The sequence below is a fragment of the Legionella busanensis genome (assembly GCF_900461525.1).
Taxonomy (GTDB): domain Bacteria; phylum Pseudomonadota; class Gammaproteobacteria; order Legionellales; family Legionellaceae; genus Legionella_C; species Legionella_C busanensis.
This window is the reverse complement of sequence record NZ_UGOD01000001.1, coordinates 1,560,196-1,579,313: the sequence shown is the minus strand read 5'-3', so window position 1 is coordinate 1,579,313 and position 19,118 is coordinate 1,560,196. Positions and strand designations below refer to the sequence as shown.

The window sequence follows — 19,118 nt, the reverse complement described above, 5'->3', positions numbered from 1 at the left end:
ATCTAATAAACTGAAAAAGAATTAGAGCTTAACTTAGTACCAATATTTAACTTAAGTAGAGGCAAGTCGTTTAAATAGCAAGGTGCCATTAGTTCCGCCAAATCCTAAGGAATTACTCAAAGCATAATCAATTTTCATTGACTGCGGTTTATGAGGAACATAATTTAAATCACATCCTTCATCAGGCTGCTCTAAATTAATAGTAGGCGGCGCAACTTGATCTCTAATTGCTAATATAGAGAAAATAGCTTCCACAGAACCAGCAGCACCAAGTAGATGTCCAGTCATAGATTTAGTTGAGCTAATCGCTAATTTATAAGCATGATTACCAAATATTTTCTTTACAGCTTTAGTTTCATTTAAATCATTTAAATAAGTTGATGTTCCATGCGCATTGATATAGTTGACTTCACTAGGCGCTATATTGGCATCTTGAATAGCCGCTAACATGGCTCGAGATGCGCCATCTGCATCATCGTCTGGGGCTGTAATATGGAAAGCATCACCAGACATGCCAAATCCTACTAATTCAGCATAAATCTTTGCACCACGTGCTTTAGCATGTTCATATTCTTCTAAAACTAAAACACCAGCACCCTCTCCCATGACAAAACCATCTCTGTCTTTATCCCAGGGACGTGAAGCTTTTTCTGGCTCATCATTTCTTTTCGAAAGCGCTTTAACAGAAGAGAAACCAGCTAAACACAAAGGAGTGGTAGTCATTTCAGCACCACCACAAATCATAATATCAGCATCACCATAAGCAATCATTCTACCTGCAAGGCCTATATTATGTGTGCCAGTGGTACAAGCAGTTACTACCGATATATTAGGACCTTTTAATTTATATTTGATTGATATCTGGCCTGCAACCATATTAATAATACCAGCAGGTATAAAAAAGGGAGAAACTCTGCGGGGCCCGCCTGCCATCAATTTTTCTTGATTATTAGTAATTGTTTCTATACCACCAATACCTGCCCCAACAGCCACACCTGCACGCAAGCTTAGATCATCATCAATAACAAGACCAGAGCTGGCTATAGCTTCATCGGCTGCAGCTAGCCCATATTGCGTAAACATATCCATTTTCCGAGCTTCTTTGAGAGGGACATAATTTTCAATGTTAAAATTTTTTACTTTAGCCCAAATTTTGGTTGAGAAATCAGCTGTATCAAACCCTTCTACAGGCACAACACCGCTTTTACCAGCCAAAATACCTTGCCAAGTATCTTCTACATTTAAGCCAAGTGGGGTTACCATCCCCATCCCGGTTACTACAACACGTCTCTTACTCAACGAATAGCTCCTTAATTATCAAGCTTCTTCTTTATTCATATTTGATTCAATATAATCAATCGCTTCTTGAATAGTCGTGATTTTTTCTGCTTTTTCATCTGGAATTTCAGTTTCAAATTCTTCTTCAAGAGCCATAACGAGTTCTACTGTGTCAAGAGAATCAGCACCTAAATCTTCAACAAAAGAAGCATCATTTTTTAAATCATCTTCCTTAACACCTAATTGTTCACCAACAATTTTACGAACTCGCTCTTCAACTGTACTCATAACTTGTATTTCCTTTCTTAAGGTTAAAAAAATATATGGTGGGTAGTTTATTCAATTCTTTGCAGAACGCAAGCTTAATTAATATAAGTTTATCAGATTACCCATTAAAATTTAATTAATCCATATATAGGCCACCATTAACATGAATAGTTTCGCCAGTAATATAATTTGCACTATCAGATGCTAAAAATGCAACAACTTCAGCAATGTCATTTACTTGCCCAAAGCGTTTCATCGGAATGCGTTTAAGCATTTCTTCTTTTACCAAATCCGGTAGAGCATCAGTCATATCAGTCTCAATAAACCCAGGGGCTACAACATTAACAGTAACACCGCGGCTTGCTAATTCTTGGGCTAAAGATTTTGAAAAGCCTATTACGCCTGCTTTGGCAGCTGTGTAATTTGCTTGCCCTGAGTTGCCGCTAGAACCAACTACAGAGCCAATCGTAATAATTCGGCCCCATCTTGCTCTAAACATAGATTTAACACAAGCTTTACTCATGCGAAAAATGGAATTCAAATTAGTTTCAATGACGCGATACCACTCATTATCATCCATACGCAATAATAAATTATCAGCAGTAATACCAGCATTATTTATAAGTATAGATGGAATTTTTTTCTCATCAGAAAGCTGCGCCATAAGGCTTTCTACACTCTCAGCGCTGGTAACATCAAGAGTGACCCCTTCACCTGCTAAATTACTTTCATTAAAATGTTTACTAATAGTAAGCGCAGATTCTTGAGTAGTTGCACTGCCTACTACATAGGCACCTCTTTGCGCCAACGTTTGAGCAATAGCCTTTCCAATTCCTCGACTAGCGCCTGTTACTAAAGCTATTTTTCCTTCTAGGCTAATCATATAAACCCCTACTATACAAAGTATATTTAAACTTAAAAAATTAAGTTTTATAAATCATTTATCACTAATTGACCTTGTAAGCTTCAATTTGCGATACAGCATAATCAATTGAATTTTTATCTAGAGTATTAAATGCAACTAAGTCGCGATCAATACGCTTAATTAAACCTGAGAGTACTTTACCTGGGCCGCATTCAACAAATTGACTCACCCCTTCTCTTTTCAAAAGTTGAATTATTTCAACCCATCTTACAGGTTTAAATAACTGCTCTTTTAACAAAGAACGAATTTGTGAAGGTGTTTTATAAACACTTAAATCAACATTACTAATTACATTTATGCTTGGCGATTTAAAAGATACTTCATTTAAGTATACTTCGAATGCCTGAGCAGCATCTTTTAATAGTGAGCAATGGCAAGGAACACTCACAGCTAGTATTTTAGCCATTCTTGCTCCTTGACTATCTGCTTTAATAATAGCTTCCTCTACGGCCGCACGATGGCCCGCAATAACAACTTGTCCTATAGAGTTATAATTTGCTACAGAAACCTGCTCTTTGTCCGTACTAACGTCTGCACAAATTTGATTCACTTGCTCATCAGTCAAGCCAACTACAGCTGCCATAACACCTCGGCCAAGAGGGACAGTTTCTTGCATTAGTTGACCACGTTTTGCCACTAATTTTACAGCCTGCTCTAAGTTAAGAGCGTCAGCGCAGACTAAAGCTGCATATTCACCTAAACTATGGCCGGCCATCCATGTAGGTTGCTTTATCTCTAAACTAGATAATAAATTAAAGATAGCAACATCTGCAGTTAACATAGCAACTTGAGTAATTTCGGTCTGATTTAATCTTTCTTCAGGGCCTTGTTGAATGAGCTGCCAAACATCATAACCCACTGCTTGAGAAGCGATACTAAAAGTTTTTTGAATGATTGAGTAACTTTCAGCTAACTCTGCTAACATTCCTATAGATTGCGAACCTTGGCCAGGAAATATAAATGCTAGTTTTGACATATAAAGCCTCAATTTTAATTGGTATCCCTCACCAATCTTTACTCTGTTTTAAGGGATTTAAAAATTAATTTATCTAACCCACTTTATAATAGACTTCTTTTCAAACTGGTCTTAATGACCCATTTTAAAAGAGATCTATTAATAGCGAACAACCATTGCACCCCAGGTCATCCCACCACCAAAAGATTCTAGTAATAATAGATCACCACGTTTAATACGCTGTTCTTTAATCGCTAAGTCTAGCGCTAAGGGTATAGAAGCAGCTGATGTATTCCCTTGGTTTTCGATAGTGACAATTACTTGTGACATAGATAATTCTAGTTTTTTAGCAATCCCTTGAATAATACGGATATTAGCTTGATGAGGAATTAACCAATTAATATCAGCTTTAGTTAAATTGCTGACCTCTAAAACTTCATCAACAATATCACCCATCATATTAACTGCAATTTTAAATACTTCATTGCCTCGCATACCAATTATAGCTTTTTTATCAAGAGAAGTGCTATTTGGATAGGTTAATAATGAACTGGCATCATAAGAAGCATGTAGAACACTCGCCACTATTCCTGAGTTTTCTGGCGTCCTTTCTTGAGCACTTAAGATAGCCGCGCCAGCGCCATCTCCAAACAGTACACAGGTGGAACGATCTGTCCAATCAACAGCACGAGACATGGCTTCACTACCAATAACTAACACATTTTTTGCTGAGCCTGTTTGAATATATTGTTTAGCAATATCCATGGCATAAACAAACCCACTACAGGCAGCACCAATATCAAGTGCAGGAATAAAAGATTTGATGCCTAATGCATTTTGTACGTAACAAGCAATACCAGGAAAAAATTTATCGGGGGTGCAACTTGCAACAATAATTAAATTTATTTCATCAGCATTAATGGTGGAAGAGTTAAGAGCTTGCTTAGCCGCTTGGGCTGCCATATAAGAAGTCGTTTCATAATCAGATGCAATATGTCGACTACTAATACCGGTACGAGAGATAATCCAATCATGTGAAGTATTAAGTTTAGTTTCTAAATCATAATTGGTAAGTCTATTTTCAGGCAAATAACTACCTGTGCCATTAATAACTGCATGCATCATAATAGTAAACCTTGATTAATAAACTCATTTATCTGATCGCGTACTAAATCAACTACATTATTTTTGACCTGCAGCATAGCCTCTTCAATAGCATGTTGAAAAGCGAGTTCTTTCGCACTACCATGGCTTTTGACTACGATTCCATTTAAACCTATCAAACTAGCACCATTATAACGTGCGGGATCCATACGCATTTTTAAGCCCTTTAAGGCTGGCCAAGCTAGAATACTCATTAGGCGAGTCAAATAATTTTTTACGAAGGATTCTTTTAGAATAGCTAACATAAGCTTGGCAAGGCCTTCACTTGCTTTTAAGGCAACGTTACCAACAAAGCCGTCACAAACAACCAAATCTACTTCCCCAGAATAAAAGCCATCTCCCTCTACATAGCCTACATAGTTTAATAAACTACAATTAGCTAACATATGAGCAGTACGCTTAATCTTATCATTCCCCTTGATTTCTTCTTCACCAATATTTAATAAAGCAATTTTAGGTTTCGATTTTTTATCAATTGCTTGAATAAGCGCTGATCCCATCACAGCAAATTGAAAAAGATGTTCCGCGCAGGAATCAACATTAGCACCTAAATCAATTACTCGGGTCTTACTTTGTAAAGTAGGTAGCTCTGCAATAATGGCCGGTCTATCAATGCCAGGAAGCGTTTTTAGAACAAAGCGGGCAGTGGCCATTAGGGCACCTGTATTACCTGCACTAACACAAGCTGCTGCACGTTCATCTTTGACTAAATTTATGGCTACTCGCATTGAGGAATCTTTTTTATTACGCATGGCATGTGAAGGTAATTCATCCATGGCTACCACTTCAGAAGCATGAATTACATCAAATTGATCGTGATTAAAATGCCCTTGCTTCTTAAGTTGGGCTGTAATTTGAGATTGATCACCGACTAATAATAATCTTAGGTCAGGATTGTTTTTTACTGCGCGAACACAAGCGGGGATCAAAACCTTTAGGCCATGATCCCCACCCATCGCATCGATAGCAATGGTAATAGTTTTCAAGCGAGTTACTCTTTTTCGTCTTCGTAAACGTTATCGGTATCTAAAACTTTACGACCACGATAGTAACCATCAGCAGTTATATGATGTCTACGATGGGTTTCACCTGTGGTACTATCAACACTTAAAGTAGGTGCTTTTAAAGCGTCATGTGAACGTCTCATATCTCTGCGAGAGCGACTTTTTTTGTTCTGTTGTACGGCCATTGCGTTACTCCTAGGCAATTTGTATTTATTGGTGCGAAATATTACATATTTTTTGACTGTAATCCAAGTATTACTTACTCTTTATCATCACTTATTGATGAAAATCGGATAAATTTGCTCACTTCTGCATCACAATCATCAATATTTAAATGATATTCCGGACTATAAAGGTGTAATTCATCAGTAACTAATTCTACCAGATCTATAAAAAAATTATTAGCTACAATACACTCATATTTTTCCATTAATTTTTCAGCAGAAGCTTCTGAGTTACAAATGGCGAGCGTTGTTATGTTTTTATAATCATATAAAAACATATTTAAGCAACGTTGACATTCGATTTCGATAGTGCCACTCACTTGCATAGATAAGAGAAAATAATTATCTATCGGCTTAACTTCATAAATACATTTTAGTGAACAAGGGGTAGGAATCCTATTGGGTAATCTTTTCGTTACATACACTTCAACAGTTTGATTCTCAAGTTGTTTAGCTTGGGTCTTAAGATCAATTAGCATATTAAGTCTCAAATATTATATAATGACACATTTAATTTTATTTAATGTTCTCTTTTTTGACAAAATGACAATTAGATAACAACTTAGAATATAGTATATATCTAACCTCATTGAGTTGAAACTTAAATATATGCCCACAATCTATCAAAATATAGTTTTGGGTATAAATATAACCCTTAAGAATCGTCATAATTTATGAAAGTAAAAGTAATAGTAGGTATGTCTGGTGGTGTTGATTCTTCAGTTGCAGCGTGGTTGTTGAAGGAACAAGGATACCATGTTGAAGGTTTGTTTATGAAGAACTGGGAGCAAGACGACGAGGATAATTACTGTCCTGCTGCCATTGATTTAGCTGATGCACAAGCCGTAGCTAATCAATTAGGTATTCACCTGCACACTATTAATTTTTCTGCCGAATATTGGGATAGAGTTTTCGCGCATTTTTTACAGGAATATGAAGCTGGACGCACCCCTAATCCCGATGTTTTATGTAATAAAGAAATTAAGTTTAAAGCTTTTTTAAATCATGCACTTACGTTAGGTGCCGATTTTATAGCTACAGGTCATTATGCCAAAGTGGAAGATGGAAATTTATTTAAGGCTAAAGATAGAGATAAAGATCAAACCTATTTTTTAAATGCTGTTAATAAAGAAGCCTTGGCTAAAACCTTATTCCCAGTTGGGGATTATTTAAAATCAGAAATACGTTCTTTTGCTGCTAACCTTAATTTAGTGACTTCTCAAAAAAAAGACTCTACTGGTATTTGTTTTATCGGAGAAAAACGGTTTAAATCCTTCCTTAATGAATTTATTTTAGCTCAACCAGGCAAAATAATGAGTAGTGATGGAATGATGTTAGGGCAGCATGATGGATTGATGTTTTACACAATTGGCCAGCGTCAAGGCTTAGGTATTGGCGGACGCTATGATAGTGGTGATGAGCCTTGGTATGTTGTTGATAAGGATACCGAAACGAATACATTAATTGTCGCACAAGGTAAAGATCATCCTATGCTTTATGCACAAGGATTAATTTGTAGCAATATTCACTGGTTAGCCCTTTATGAAGATAAACTTCCTTTAACCTGCTACGCTAAAACACGTTACAGGCAACCTGACCAGGCTTGCGTTATATCACCTGCTATAGATACAGGTCATTGTGTTATGTTTTCAACACCCCAAAGAGCAGTAACACCGGGGCAATACATTGTATTTTATGACCGTAACCAATGTTTAGGAGGCGCCATTATAGAGAAAGTTATTCGTTAATAAAAAAAGCAAATAATTGATGAACAAGCACAAAAATCCAGGTTAAGTGTTACAATATAATTAATTATTAATTACTTTGGTTCTGTATATTAGTATTAATTGACAAGAATTAATTAATACCTAATAGCAATTTTCCTAATTATTTTTTTCAGGAGTAGATAATGAGTAATGCTACTGCATCACCTACCGCACTAGAGCATCCTAAAGCAGGCCTCCACTTCTCTGTTAATGCTGCGAATAAAGTCGCTTCTTTAATTGCGGAAGAAGATAACCCTAATTTAAATTTACGGGTTTATATTACAGGCGGTGGCTGCTCAGGATTTCAGTATGGATTTACTTTTGATGAAACGATTCAACCTGATGACACAGTGATTACACAGTCTTGCTCAGATGGAAGATCCTCTGTTAAATTACTTGTTGATTCAATGAGTTATCAATTCCTACACGAAGCAGAAATAGATTACATAAAAGGCATTCAAGGCGAGCAATTTGTAATTCGCAATCCCAATGCTAAAACCACATGTGGCTGTGGTTCTTCCTTTAGCATTGAAGATGAATAGTTAATGATTTTTACCAGGTTAATAAGGATGTATAACAACTTTTGTGCCTATTTGAATGAAGTTGTTACTTAACCACCTAGCATCATGAGGCCTTACACGTATACAGCCATGGCTAGCATTATAATTCGGTACATCATAGGAGCCATGAATAGCATAGTTTTTTGAAAAAAACATACAGTAAGGCATGGGTGATCCGCCTTTACCTAAAGGATAGCGACTTGAGCGACATTCTGGCCCTTGTTTACTAATAACCCTATAAGTACCTGATGGGGTTTTACAGGCTCTTTTTACATCTTTACAATATCGACTACCTCCCGAGGCTTTACCACTGCGAACTACTTTACCATTATGATTAACAGCAGACCAACTTAATTTTTTCGGGTTAAATATGAATGTATTAGCAAAACTTACTGATGAATAGGAAATAAGAGAAAAGGAAAAAAAATAGACCACAAAACGACTTATTCTTAACTCAGCTTCCATAATGAGTCCTATCTTTATTGAAGTTATCTTAAATATAGAACATTTTTTAATCTATTTGCTTACTTTATATTCAATTTATAATTTATTTTTAGATAATGAATAATAAGTTATTGAATTAACAATAAATTTAATTTTCCTATTAGGTATTAAAAATTTATATGTCTATGCTGGCACTTATTTGATAAGTTGGAAACTGCTAATTAGCGATAGGTATTTATAAAAATACACGTGTTCTTATTTTAAAGAAATGACAGATTTACCGTCATAATTAAATCAACTATACAATTTAGCTAACCATCAAGTAGCCTTTCTAAGCTACTTGATGACAATTAATTCATTACAAATGTCCATGCTCTCCAACATCAGGACGTTTGCCAGTTAAGTAAGCTTTGCCATATTTAAATAACTGTATAACCTTTGTACCCTTTCCTTGCCAATATTCAGCTTGAAAAGACTCAACTTTTATCAAAGCGACTAAAGGTGATTCCTTCCCCTGCGGAAACCAAGAAGCCACAAAAGGATTCCATAATTTAGCAATTAACCCTCTATCTTGGCACAAGGATGCTTGTCCAGAAACAGATACAAACGTTTGTGACTTAGGAGAACTAAAAGCTAAACATACTTCCGATTTATGCTCCAGAGCTTCCGTTTTTTCAGAGGGATGCTCTGTAAAAAAGTAAAATGTTCCATCAAACTCTTTTTGAGCTAAATACATAGGGCGAGCTTGTAAAATATTATTTTCCAACGTTACCAACATTGCTGTTTCTAAAGGCTCCACCAAATCCCACAACTTTTTTGCTTCGTCTGCAGTTAGCATGATACTTCCTCCTTGGTTTTAATTCAGTTTAAAATATATAACAATCTATAAAATTTTTAATTAAATTTAGTTCATTTTTAAATAACAAATCGCCATTTAGGTAGGATGAAAATTTATTCATGCCGTATTTGTCTTAATTAATTTTGAAATGCTTCACTTAAATATTTACCCTACTAGATCTTAATACTACTTAACCGAAATATTTTACAGGTGATGCGATCTCATTAACGATAATATCAACGAGGTGGGGTCTTGTTAAAAGAAGGATATTTAAAGAACATCGCCTCAATTAATAAATAAAAATTCTCATCAGTTGTTTTTGTATTCGCTAAAAGTAATGAAGTTCTAAATTCAGGGTTATCGAAATTATAGGGTAAAGCAGCAGCCAATATTTCAATTTTTGTTTTTTCTTCAACTATATCAAATGATTGCAATAATCCTCCTAAATCTTTAAGCCAAGTTTCAAATTCCTCATCTGCGCTTGGAGATGTAAATTTTATAGCTGAAAATTTCAATGCAAGCTTTGCAAGTGTTGAAAGAATATTGTTAGCTGTTGATGGCGAAAAAAAAGAATCAAAACGCCTAACCTTAGAAGGTCTTCTCTCCTTTTCCGAAAAGGCATCTGGCATTAGTTGCGCGGGAGGCTCAAAAGAAGATGAATCTGGGGTATCTTCTGGAGCACCTTTTGAATAATTTTTCGTCTGACTATTCATAAAAAAAATGCTATTGGGGAATGGTAATCCAGATGGACGCTTATAAGTTTTTACATATTGATCATACCCCTCACCTAAAGCACTTAAGATCGGAGCCGGAGCAATTAATTTACTGGTAATATCCCTTAATAACTTATCAATAAATGGATTAGGATCATGCGACGATCGGGTAAAGGCTTTAAAAATCTCCCTAACAATACCTGCCTGCGTTGAATTTGCTTGAGTAATGGGTATTAAAGCTTTAGTCAAATCTGCAATCCAAAATTCTAATGCTGCGATATCATCTAGATTTATATCTAATAAATGATTTAATAAAAAGTCCAGCTTATCCTCAATTAAATCTACTCCTTCCACATTTGTAGATTGAAATGAGACAATTGACCCTCTAGAGCCAAAAGAACTAGACTGGGAATTAAGAGTATTATTTGATAATTGGTTGGTTATACGTAAATTATTTACATATATAATAAATTTGTGAACCTGGATATAATCATTCCCATTTATAGACCTTTTTTGAAGGTTATCGATACTTAAACCTTTATTTTTTAATTCCCCTTCTAGTGTGTCATGGGCGCATGAAAACACTGCTGCTAATAAACTTTTATTCACATATGGTGAAATTTTTAATAAGTCTTGTTGACTTAATAAACCAAAATCATCCCTATTTAATAAATAATCAAATAAATTTTTATTTTTAAAGTTCCCTTTCAATGCATCTATCCTGCCTTCACTTAATTTCATTACTCCTTCTAAATTATTTCCTAAAAGACAAAGTAGTGCTTGAACTCGTGGTCCAGAAATTCCTAAATTTTTAGCCATTTTAGAAATACTAGGAGCAAATTCTAATGCAGTCAAAAACTCAATAATAGTTATATCTGACATAGTAGATATCCGTATTTTAAGATTGGAACAATATAAGAATTATAGCAAATAGGCTATATCTACTTTTATTTCTACTCTATCCATAAAATTTTAATTTAAATCAATAGTTCTACCACTAGTAAAAAAGCTAAAGATTGCTCTTCTTTATACGAATTAAAATAAATGAATACAATGGAAAACTACGGAGCTAAATTATAGATTTAATTAGTCAAAAAGCCGGCTATACAACTATTTTGCTAATTCTTATGACAACTAGTTGAATTAATTCTTTTCATCTTCCCAATGATTAATACCAGATTTCTTCACTAAAAAATCAATAAATTCTTGATGGTTAGCTATTTCTTGTTCAGTAGCATAAATAATGGGTGAAGAGCTCTTAAGTGTTGCTTCATTAACTGTAGCACCAACAATTGCTGACTCGACGCGCTCAAGGTTATCTTCAAACAAACTAGTCTGACCGCCAGTCATCGCTAAGTAGACAAGTGCTAGAATCTCAGCATCAAGCAAAGCGCCATGCAATTGACGATTTGAATTATCTATTTCATAACGTTTACAAAGGGCGTCTAAACTATTGCGTTGCCCGGGGTGTTTCTCGCGAGCTAACAAAAGAGTATCTAGCACTTTACAATACTTATGCATTTGGTGAGGATGCTTAAGTAAAGTCAACTCAGCATTTAAAAAGCCAATATCAAAAGCCGCATTATGAATAATAAGCTCTGCATCTTTGATAAAAGCAATTAATTCTTCGACAACGTCACAAAATTTTGGTTTATCAGCAAGAAATTCCGTACTAATACCATGAACTTTAAACGCCCCCTCATCTACTTCTCGTTCAGGATTTAAATAAACATGATAATTATTACCAGTCAGCTTTCTATCAATTAATTCTACACAACCTATTTCAATAATTCGATGCCCATTTTGGGGATCAATCCCAGTTGTTTCTGTATCTAAAACTATTTGCCGCATTAGACATCCTAAGATAAAAATTAATTAATTGATTAGCAATGAATAACCTAATTTTACATTGCTAATAAAAATATTTATTTAAATAATAGCCTAAATTAGTTATTTTACAGCTTCAAGTATGCCTTGATTTGCTAAAGCATCAGCTAATTCATTTTCATAATGACCATTATGTCCTCTTACCCAATGCCAATTAATTTTATGCTGATTTGCTAATTCATCAAGTTGTTGCCAAAGATCCGCATTTTTGACAGGTTCTTTTTTAGAATTGCGCCAACCATTTTTTTTCCAGCCCATAAGCCATGTGGTCATGCCTTGGCGTAGATATTGCGAGTCTGTATATAGCTCTACTGTACAAGGTCGTTTTAATGCTTGTAAGGCTTTTATAGCCGCTGTTAATTCCATACGATTATTGGTGGTAAGGGTCTCGCCACCATAAATTTTTTTCTCTTGGCCATTAAATCTAAGCAAAGCGCCCCAGCCACCGGGACCGGGATTACCTTTACATGCGCCATCAGTAAATATTTCAACTGTCATAATAATTAACATACACCTATGTCAATAGCTTAATTACTTATCTAAACTATTTTTTGAAAAACGGATACCAGCCCAAAGCTTAAGAAAATAATACAATAATTTACCATAAGGTGGGTAAAAGAATGTGATTGCTGATAACCTGCCCTGCTTAAAAATGGGTTTTAAATTAGAAAAAGTATCAAAACCTTCTTGACCATGATATCGCCCTATTCCACTTTGGCCAACGCCGCCAAATGGCAAATCATCAATAGCCGCTTGCGTCACTGTATCATTTATAGCGAGAGCACCTGATAATGTTTCATATTGTAATTGATTAACTTCTAAATTGTCATTGCCAAAATAATAAATAGCCAATGGGTTGGGTAAGGATGATATAAAATCTACAGCCTCTTTAAAGGTATCATAAACAATGATAGGCAATAATGGCCCAAATATTTCTTCCTTCATAAGCTGCATGGTTGAATTTGCATTAAAAATTAAGTAAAGAGGTAAAGCACGCCTACTTTCTTTTAAATCGCCCAGTTGAACAATATTGCCCCCTTTCGCGCGAGCATCTTCTAATAAACTTAAAAGCCTTTCGCTATGTTTATTAGAAATAATATTAGAATACTGCTTACTATCAGTCATATCAGGGTAATGCTTTTGCATAAATTGAGTTGCTAATCTTTCTATGTCGTTTTCCCATTTTCTGGCAATTAATAAAAAGTCCGGTGCCAGGCAAGTCTGACCAGCATTAAACAATTTACCCATAAAAATTCTATTTAAAAAACGAGCATTAGCGGAAGAAGAAATAATTGTCGGTGATTTTCCACCTAACTCTAAGGTAACCGGCGTTAAATTTTTACTGGCCGTAGCCATTACTTTTTTACCAATTGATGTAGAGCCAGTAAATAATAAGTGAGCAAATGGCAAGCTAGTAAATTTTTCTGCATAAGCAATATCCCCATTATGGATACTAACATACTCATTTAAGCCTGGTATAAGCTCAATAAGTTCTTGCAGTTTTTGTCCTACATTGGGCGTAAATTCAGACATTTTAATCATGACTTGGTTACCAGCAGCCAAGCCATATGCCAGTGGCACCATGGATAGAAAAATAGGATAATTCCAAGGTGCAATAATTCCTATCACACCAATGGGTTGCGCTATAATGTGTGCCTTTCCAGTCCCAAAGTACCAATCTATTTTCCTTTTTCTAGGTTTTACCCATTTTTTTAAGTTTTTTAAACAATAATTAATAGCATTAATGGTTGGGAAAATTTCAAGAAGTAACGTTTCTTCACGGGCACGATGCATATAATCTGTATTAATAGTTTCTGCTAAGCCAAGGGCATGATGTTGTAACATTTTTTTTAATAAGCGCAAATGCTTTAATCTAGTTGCCACCGGTAAATAAGGATGACTAGCAAATAAACGTTGATGATTTTCAAAACTAGATAGTAACTCATCTTGATCAGTCACGATTATCCTTTAATTCTATTAGAAGAAATTTTCGGTCACATAATTTTTAAATTCGCCCTGTAAAACTTTTTCTTTAGTTATGGCAATATCTGGCGCAAAATAGCGGTCCTGCTCAAAAGCTGAAACATGTATACGTACTTTTTCGTAAACCTCCTTAAGAAGTGGTGAGGTTTGTAAGGGTGCATGGAACTCTAAACCCTGACAGGCTGCTAATAATTCAATTGCTAAAATGGTTGCGGTATTAGAGATCATATTATTTAAACGTCTAGCTGCATTTGTGGCCATTGAGACATGATCTTCTTGGTTGGCTGAAGTAGGCAAACTATCAACTGAGTGAGGATGTGCTAAAGCTTTATTATCACTAGCACAAGCAGCGGCTGTGACATGAGCTATCATAAAACCTGAATTTAGACCACAATCTTTGACTAAAAAAGCAGGTAAGCCACTGAAATGATGATCGATTAAAAGTGCTATACGCCTTTCAGCATTTGCGCCAATCTCAGCTATTGCTAAAGCTAAATTATCAGCTGCCATAGCAATGATTTCACCATGAAAATTTCCTCCTGATAAAATATCACCTTCTGCTGCAAACACGAGAGGATTATCAGTTACCGCATTAGCTTCAATTTGCAACGTCTGCGCTACAAATTGTATTTGATGTAAAATAGCACCCATTATTTGGGGCTGGCAGCGAAGAGAATAGGGATCCTGGACCCGATTACATAATCGATGCGACTCTCTAATTTGACTGCCAGATAAAAATAATCGATAGAGACTTGCAACAAGACGTTGGGTTTCATGACCACGAATAAGATGTATACGATCATCGAAAGGACTATCACTACCTCTAGCAGCATCCACAGAAAGGCTACCAGCTATTAATGCAGTTTTAAATAATAAGTCTGTATCAAACAGCGCTTTAAGGCATAAAGAAGTTGATACTTGCAAACCATTTAATAACGCTAAACCTTCTTTAGGGCCTAAAGCTAAAACAGGTATACGCTCTCTTATTTTATCATCTTTTGATAATAAAATTTCGCCTTCAAAACGCACTTCTCCTTCGCCTATTAAAGGCAAAGATAAATGTGCTAAAGGCGCTAAATCTCCTGAAGCGCCTACTGATCCCATCGCAGGAATGCAAGGATAAATTTGTTGATTATAAAGGCTTAGCAATGCTTCTATTAATTCTTTACGTACCCCAGAATAACCACAAGCTAAGGCATTTATTTTTAATAATAAAATGAGGGCCACAATATCATCATCTAATAATTCACCACAACCGCATGCATGAGATAAAACAATATTGCGTTGTAATTGATATAATTTTTCTGAGGATATTCTTTGATAAGCAAGTGATCCAAAACCCGTGTTTATACCGTAAACAGTTTTTTCATCAGCAATAATTTTTTTAACCGTTTTATTAGAGCTTTCAATCGGTTGCAAGCAGGATGGGCTAAGTGTAATTTTTGCCCTAGTGTTTAGCAAGAAATAAATATCTTGTAAATTTAATTGCCCCGGATTCAGCTCAAAAGACTCTGCCATCCTGATAACTCCCTTTATAACATTGGTAACCATAATTGATTTTCTTTGGCACATTGCTTAGCTATTTCATAACCTGCATCAGCATGTCGCATAACACCGGTGGCAGGATCATTATGCAACACCCTTTGTAGACGTCTTGCTGCTTCTTCAGTGCCATCAGCCACAATGACAACCCCTGCATGCTGAGAAAACCCCATACCAACCCCACCACCATGGTGAATACTAACCCACGTTGCGCCACTTGCGCAGTTTAATAACGCATTTAAAAATGGCCAATCAGAAACAGCATCGCTACCATCTCGCATCCCTTCTGTTTCACGATTAGGACTGGCAACCGAGCCTGAATCTAAATGATCGCGCCCTATAACAATTGGTGCTTTTACTTCTTTATTTTTTACCATTTCATTAAAAGCAAGCCCTATACGCGCTCTATCTTTAAGACCCAACCAACAAATTCTTGCGGGTAAGCCTTGAAAGGCAATTTTTTCTCGAGCCATGTCTAACCAACGATGCAAATGCTTATCATCCGGAATTAATTCTTTTACTTTTTTATCTGTTGCATAAATATCATTAGGATCACCAGAAAGTGCTACCCAACGAAAAGGTCCAATGCCTTCACAAAATAAGGGTCTTATATAAGCCGGTACAAAGCCCTGAATATCAAATGCATTTTTAACATTTTCTTCATAAGCCATCTGACGGATATTATTGCCATAATCGAATACAGCGACACCTTGCTCTTTAAAACCAATCATGGCTTTTACTTGTAGAGCCATAGATTGCTTTGCAGCGCTAACAACTTCATCAGGTGATGTTTTGCGCATAAATTCTGCTTTTTCTAATGACCAACCCTTAGGTAAATAACCATTTAGAGGGTCATGGGCACTTGTCTGATCTGTAATTAAAGAAGGCTTTACTTTTCGATGCAATAACTCTGGATATATTTCAGCAGCATTTCCTAATAACCCTACTGATAAGGGTTCTTTTTTCTGGCAAGAGTCAGCGATTAATTGTAAAGCCTCATCAAGATTATCTGTATAACAATCAAGATAGCGTGTTTGTAGGCGTTTTTTAATACGGCTTAAATCACATTCAACAGCAAGCATACTAGCACCAGCCATAACAGCTGCTAAAGGTTGCGCGCCTCCCATGCCACCGAGTCCTGCCGTGAGTATCCAATGACCTTTTAAATCACCATTAAAATGTTTTTTAGCCGCAGCACTGAATGTTTCATATGTGCCTTGAACAATTCCTTGGGAGCCAATGTAAATCCAACTTCCTGCTGTCATTTGCCCATACATCATCAAGCCCTTATGTTCTAATTCATTAAAGTGAGACCAAGTTGCCCAATGAGGTACAATATTAGAATTAGCAATTAAAACACGTGGTGCATCTTTATGAGTTGGAAATACGCCTACAGGTTTTCCAGATTGAATAAGGAGAGTATGGTTGTCATCTAATTGCTTAAGTACTTCAACAATTTTATCAAATGACTCCCAATTACGTGCTGCACGTCCTAAACCTCCATAGACGATTAAAGACTCTGGCGCTTCAGCAACGTCTGGATCAAGATTATTACAAAGCATCCTTAAAGCAGCCTCTGTTAGCCAACTTTTAGCTTCTAGTGTTAAGCCAGTTTTAGCTTTTATCTGCCTTTTTTCACTTTCCATAGTTATAAATCATCCTTATTTTCATTAGTTGCAAATTATTGACTCATTCGCATAAGAGATCAATTGAAAATTATTAATTAAAAAGATTCCTTTAAAGAGAAAAGTAAAATCATTTAACCGAAATAAGTCGTAAAAATAAACTTAAGATATCAAAATGTTTAATTTACCATAATAGCTAACCTTCTCTTTGCATTAGAAAGAATATTTTCAGGCATCAAAGAGATAATTATTTTTTACAAGCAGCGTACAAAATAGACAAACATTTATGTTAATATAACATTATTCCAGTTATAAAAATAAACTTACGTGGAAAATACTATTAAACAACCACCAGCATTACGCGTATTCTTTGCAACCGAAATGTGGGAGCGTTACGGCTTTTATGTTGTTCAGTCTCTGCTTGCATTATATATGGCATTACATTTTAAATGGCCAGACAAACAGGTTTACGCCTTAGTAGGTTCGTTTACAGCACTTACCTATCTTTCACCCATTATTGGTGGTTGGATTGCTGATCAATTGCTTGGTCAAAAACGAACTATCATTACCGGTGCTTTCTTTTTATTTATTAGTTATATTGCTTTAGCTTTTGTTACTTCTACGCAAGGCTTAATTACAGCTTTAGCAGGGGTCGCTGTCGGCACCGGATTACTTAAACCTAATATTTCTTCTCTTTTAGGAAACGCCTATGATACTGATTCACCACAAAGAGAGAGTGGATTTACTATTTTTTACATGGGTATAACTTCAGGGATTATATTAGGCACCACCCTACCAAGTTACTTAAATCTCTACTTTGGTTGGCCTGTTGCTTTTACAAGTGCTGCTATCGGTATGGTTATTGCAGCTTTAGTATTTATTATGGGCTCTAAGTACTATAAAATTAGAGATTATCAACAATATCAATATTCTCCAAATAAGATAATTAAAGCTGCTTTATTGATTGCTATTCTTTGGTCTCTTTCCTTCTTTATCTTATTTTATCCACATTTTGCTGATTTAGCATTTGGCTTTGTTGTTTTATTATCATTAAGTTATCTCGTATTAACTTATATTCATGAACCCACGAAGCAAGCCAATCAAACAATGGTGATAGGTCTGCTTTGTTTTATTTCGGTCATGTTTTGGGCTTTTTACTTTCAAATGTTTTTATCCTTAACTTTATTTATTGCTCGCGTTGTTAAACCTACTTTACTGGGCATAAAGTTCCCCCCGCCCTACTATGTAAGCATTCAAAGTTTTGGTATGTTATTTTTTGGCTATTTCATGTCTAAAAATAAGAGAAAGTTAACCCTTGAGCAAAGTGGTATGAGGACTGGTAATAAATTTTTACTAGCCATGTGTTTTACAACATTAGCTTATGTTTTTATTCTTTTAGTTTGTCATTTTTCTGAAAATTCCAATATTTTATTATCGCCTTTACTTTTTATACCTACTTATTTATTAATTTCAATTGCCGAATTATTACTTTCACCAGTTGGCCTTGCCGCAATAACGACACTAGCTAGCCGAGAGAAGGTAAGTACTATGATGGGAATTTTCTTTGTTTCATTAGGAATTGGAGCTTATTTATCTGGTAAGTTAGCCAATCTTACTGCTATTGCGTCCGAATCTATGACTATAGTTGAGTTAAAACAGCATTATAGTCATACTTTTACTCGTATGTTTATCGTATTACTATGTGCAACTACATTTTGTATAGTACTTAATAAAATAATTAAGTTTTTACTTTTAAAATATGCTAGTTATTCTACTTCTTTTACCAACACGCCTTCGAGCTCATCAATGAGTAATATTTAATAATTAATATAAATTAATTAGATTACTAACCCTACTCTAAAGAGTTTATATAATTCCTTCTGAGCAAATTTAATCTTTAATGCTTAATATTCCATTAATATTTGGCTGCTACACTAGCCGGC

The 19,118-nt window shown here is 35.4% G+C and carries 19 protein-coding genes; 3 read left to right on the top strand and 16 right to left on the bottom strand.

The genetic code is table 11. The annotated features are described in order from the left end of the window. Positions 1–51 precede the first annotated feature (51 nt). From fabF to DYH30_RS07050, 8 genes are all read right to left on the bottom strand, one after another. Positions 52–1,299, bottom strand: coding sequence for a beta-ketoacyl-ACP synthase II (fabF, locus tag DYH30_RS07085; protein ID WP_115330981.1), 1,248 nt, complete (start codon positions 1,297–1,299; stop codon positions 52–54). An 18-nt stretch (positions 1,300–1,317) separates the two neighbouring features. Then, positions 1,318–1,566: an acyl carrier protein gene (gene acpP, locus DYH30_RS07080; RefSeq protein ID WP_115330980.1), complete on the bottom strand. Its 249-nt coding sequence runs from the start codon at positions 1,564–1,566 to the stop codon at positions 1,318–1,320. Positions 1,567–1,681: 115 nt separating this feature from the next. After that, positions 1,682–2,428, bottom strand: a complete 747-nt coding sequence (gene fabG / locus DYH30_RS07075) for a 3-oxoacyl-ACP reductase FabG (RefSeq protein WP_115330979.1) — start codon at positions 2,426–2,428, stop codon at positions 1,682–1,684. A 64-nt stretch (positions 2,429–2,492) separates the two neighbouring features. After that, entirely contained in the window at positions 2,493–3,446 is a 954-nt protein-coding gene (gene fabD / locus DYH30_RS07070; protein ID WP_115330978.1) for an ACP S-malonyltransferase, read from the bottom strand. A 138-nt stretch (positions 3,447–3,584) separates the two neighbouring features. Then, complete coding sequence (locus DYH30_RS07065; RefSeq protein WP_115330977.1) at positions 3,585–4,550, bottom strand: beta-ketoacyl-ACP synthase III; 966 nt, start codon at positions 4,548–4,550, stop codon at positions 3,585–3,587. Then, complete coding sequence (plsX, locus tag DYH30_RS07060; protein ID WP_115330976.1) at positions 4,547–5,575, bottom strand: phosphate acyltransferase PlsX; 1,029 nt, start codon at positions 5,573–5,575, stop codon at positions 4,547–4,549. Before plsX ends, DYH30_RS07065 begins: the two co-directional genes overlap by 4 nt. A 5-nt stretch (positions 5,576–5,580) precedes the next feature. After that, positions 5,581–5,778 carry a 50S ribosomal protein L32 gene (gene rpmF / locus DYH30_RS07055; protein WP_115330975.1) on the bottom strand — a complete coding sequence of 66 codons (198 nt, stop codon included), beginning with the start codon at positions 5,776–5,778 and terminating at the stop codon, positions 5,581–5,583. A gap of 74 nt (positions 5,779–5,852) precedes the next feature. After that, positions 5,853–6,296, bottom strand: coding sequence for a YceD family protein (locus tag DYH30_RS07050; protein WP_115330974.1), 444 nt, complete (start codon positions 6,294–6,296; stop codon positions 5,853–5,855). A gap of 195 nt (positions 6,297–6,491) precedes the next feature. Between DYH30_RS07050 and mnmA the strand changes: the two genes are divergently transcribed. Together mnmA and erpA are read left to right on the top strand one after the other, a co-directional pair. Beyond that, positions 6,492–7,565, top strand: a complete 1,074-nt coding sequence (gene mnmA / locus DYH30_RS07045; RefSeq protein WP_115330973.1) for a tRNA 2-thiouridine(34) synthase MnmA — start codon at positions 6,492–6,494, stop codon at positions 7,563–7,565. Between the two features lie 161 nt (positions 7,566–7,726). Further along, positions 7,727–8,125, top strand: coding sequence for an iron-sulfur cluster insertion protein ErpA (gene erpA, locus DYH30_RS07040; protein WP_115330972.1), 399 nt, complete (start codon positions 7,727–7,729; stop codon positions 8,123–8,125). A gap of 18 nt (positions 8,126–8,143) precedes the next feature. Here erpA and DYH30_RS07035 read toward each other — a convergent pair whose 3' ends face one another. From DYH30_RS07035 to hutU, 8 genes are all read right to left on the bottom strand, one after another. Next, positions 8,144–8,608 carry a L,D-transpeptidase gene (locus tag DYH30_RS07035; protein ID WP_115330971.1) on the bottom strand — a complete coding sequence of 155 codons (465 nt, stop codon included), beginning with the start codon at positions 8,606–8,608 and terminating at the stop codon, positions 8,144–8,146. Positions 8,609–8,945: 337 nt separating this feature from the next. Beyond that, on the bottom strand, positions 8,946–9,425 hold the full coding sequence (locus tag DYH30_RS07030) for a pyridoxamine 5'-phosphate oxidase family protein (RefSeq protein ID WP_115330970.1): 480 nt from the start codon (positions 9,423–9,425) through the stop codon (positions 8,946–8,948). A gap of 236 nt (positions 9,426–9,661) precedes the next feature. Beyond that, positions 9,662–10,957: a hypothetical protein gene (locus tag DYH30_RS07025; RefSeq protein ID WP_147285957.1), complete on the bottom strand. Its 1,296-nt coding sequence runs from the start codon at positions 10,955–10,957 to the stop codon at positions 9,662–9,664. Between the two features lie 324 nt (positions 10,958–11,281). Then, positions 11,282–11,989, bottom strand: coding sequence for a DNA polymerase III subunit epsilon (dnaQ, locus tag DYH30_RS07020; protein ID WP_115330968.1), 708 nt, complete (start codon positions 11,987–11,989; stop codon positions 11,282–11,284). 99 nt (positions 11,990–12,088) lie between these two features. After that, on the bottom strand, positions 12,089–12,523 hold the full coding sequence (gene rnhA, locus DYH30_RS07015) for a ribonuclease HI (RefSeq protein WP_115332522.1): 435 nt from the start codon (positions 12,521–12,523) through the stop codon (positions 12,089–12,091). 33 nt (positions 12,524–12,556) lie between these two features. Continuing rightward, positions 12,557–13,984, bottom strand: a complete 1,428-nt coding sequence (locus tag DYH30_RS07010; protein ID WP_115330967.1) for an aldehyde dehydrogenase family protein — start codon at positions 13,982–13,984, stop codon at positions 12,557–12,559. 18 nt (positions 13,985–14,002) lie between these two features. Next, positions 14,003–15,526, bottom strand: coding sequence for a histidine ammonia-lyase (gene hutH, locus DYH30_RS07005; protein WP_115330966.1), 1,524 nt, complete (start codon positions 15,524–15,526; stop codon positions 14,003–14,005). 14 nt (positions 15,527–15,540) lie between these two features. Further along, positions 15,541–17,196, bottom strand: coding sequence for a urocanate hydratase (hutU, locus tag DYH30_RS07000; RefSeq protein WP_115330965.1), 1,656 nt, complete (start codon positions 17,194–17,196; stop codon positions 15,541–15,543). A gap of 306 nt (positions 17,197–17,502) precedes the next feature. On the opposite strand from hutU, the gene DYH30_RS06995 reads away from it, so the two are divergent. Beyond that, positions 17,503–18,996 carry a peptide MFS transporter gene (locus DYH30_RS06995; protein ID WP_115330964.1) on the top strand — a complete coding sequence of 498 codons (1,494 nt, stop codon included), beginning with the start codon at positions 17,503–17,505 and terminating at the stop codon, positions 18,994–18,996. Positions 18,997–19,118 lie beyond the last annotated feature (122 nt).

Bases quoted from the DNA above. Each gene is read 5' to 3' on its own strand.
- fabD (WP_115330978.1), bottom strand. From the start codon at position 3,446: ATGTCAAAACTAGCATTTATATTTCCTGGCCAAGGTTCGCAATCTATA.
- dnaQ (WP_115330968.1), bottom strand. From the start codon at position 11,989: ATGCGGCAAATAGTTTTAGATACAGAAACAACTGGGATTGATCCCCAA.
- erpA (WP_115330972.1), top strand. From the start codon at position 7,727: ATGAGTAATGCTACTGCATCACCTACCGCACTAGAGCATCCTAAAGCA.
- rnhA (WP_115332522.1), bottom strand. From the start codon at position 12,523: ATGACAGTTGAAATATTTACTGATGGCGCATGTAAAGGTAATCCCGGT.
- acpP (WP_115330980.1), bottom strand. From the start codon at position 1,566: ATGAGTACAGTTGAAGAGCGAGTTCGTAAAATTGTTGGTGAACAATTA.
- DYH30_RS07050 (WP_115330974.1), bottom strand. From the start codon at position 6,296: ATGCTAATTGATCTTAAGACCCAAGCTAAACAACTTGAGAATCAAACT.
- DYH30_RS07065 (WP_115330977.1), bottom strand. From the start codon at position 4,550: ATGATGCATGCAGTTATTAATGGCACAGGTAGTTATTTGCCTGAAAAT.
- DYH30_RS07030 (WP_115330970.1), bottom strand. From the start codon at position 9,425: ATGCTAACTGCAGACGAAGCAAAAAAGTTGTGGGATTTGGTGGAGCCT.
- fabG (WP_115330979.1), bottom strand. From the start codon at position 2,428: ATGATTAGCCTAGAAGGAAAAATAGCTTTAGTAACAGGCGCTAGTCGA.
- DYH30_RS07035 (WP_115330971.1), bottom strand. From the start codon at position 8,608: ATGGAAGCTGAGTTAAGAATAAGTCGTTTTGTGGTCTATTTTTTTTCC.
- hutH (WP_115330966.1), bottom strand. From the start codon at position 15,526: ATGGCAGAGTCTTTTGAGCTGAATCCGGGGCAATTAAATTTACAAGAT.
- DYH30_RS07025 (WP_147285957.1), bottom strand. From the start codon at position 10,957: ATGGCTAAAAATTTAGGAATTTCTGGACCACGAGTTCAAGCACTACTT.
- rpmF (WP_115330975.1), bottom strand. From the start codon at position 5,778: ATGGCCGTACAACAGAACAAAAAAAGTCGCTCTCGCAGAGATATGAGA.
- hutU (WP_115330965.1), bottom strand. From the start codon at position 17,196: ATGGAAAGTGAAAAAAGGCAGATAAAAGCTAAAACTGGCTTAACACTA.
- mnmA (WP_115330973.1), top strand. From the start codon at position 6,492: ATGAAAGTAAAAGTAATAGTAGGTATGTCTGGTGGTGTTGATTCTTCA.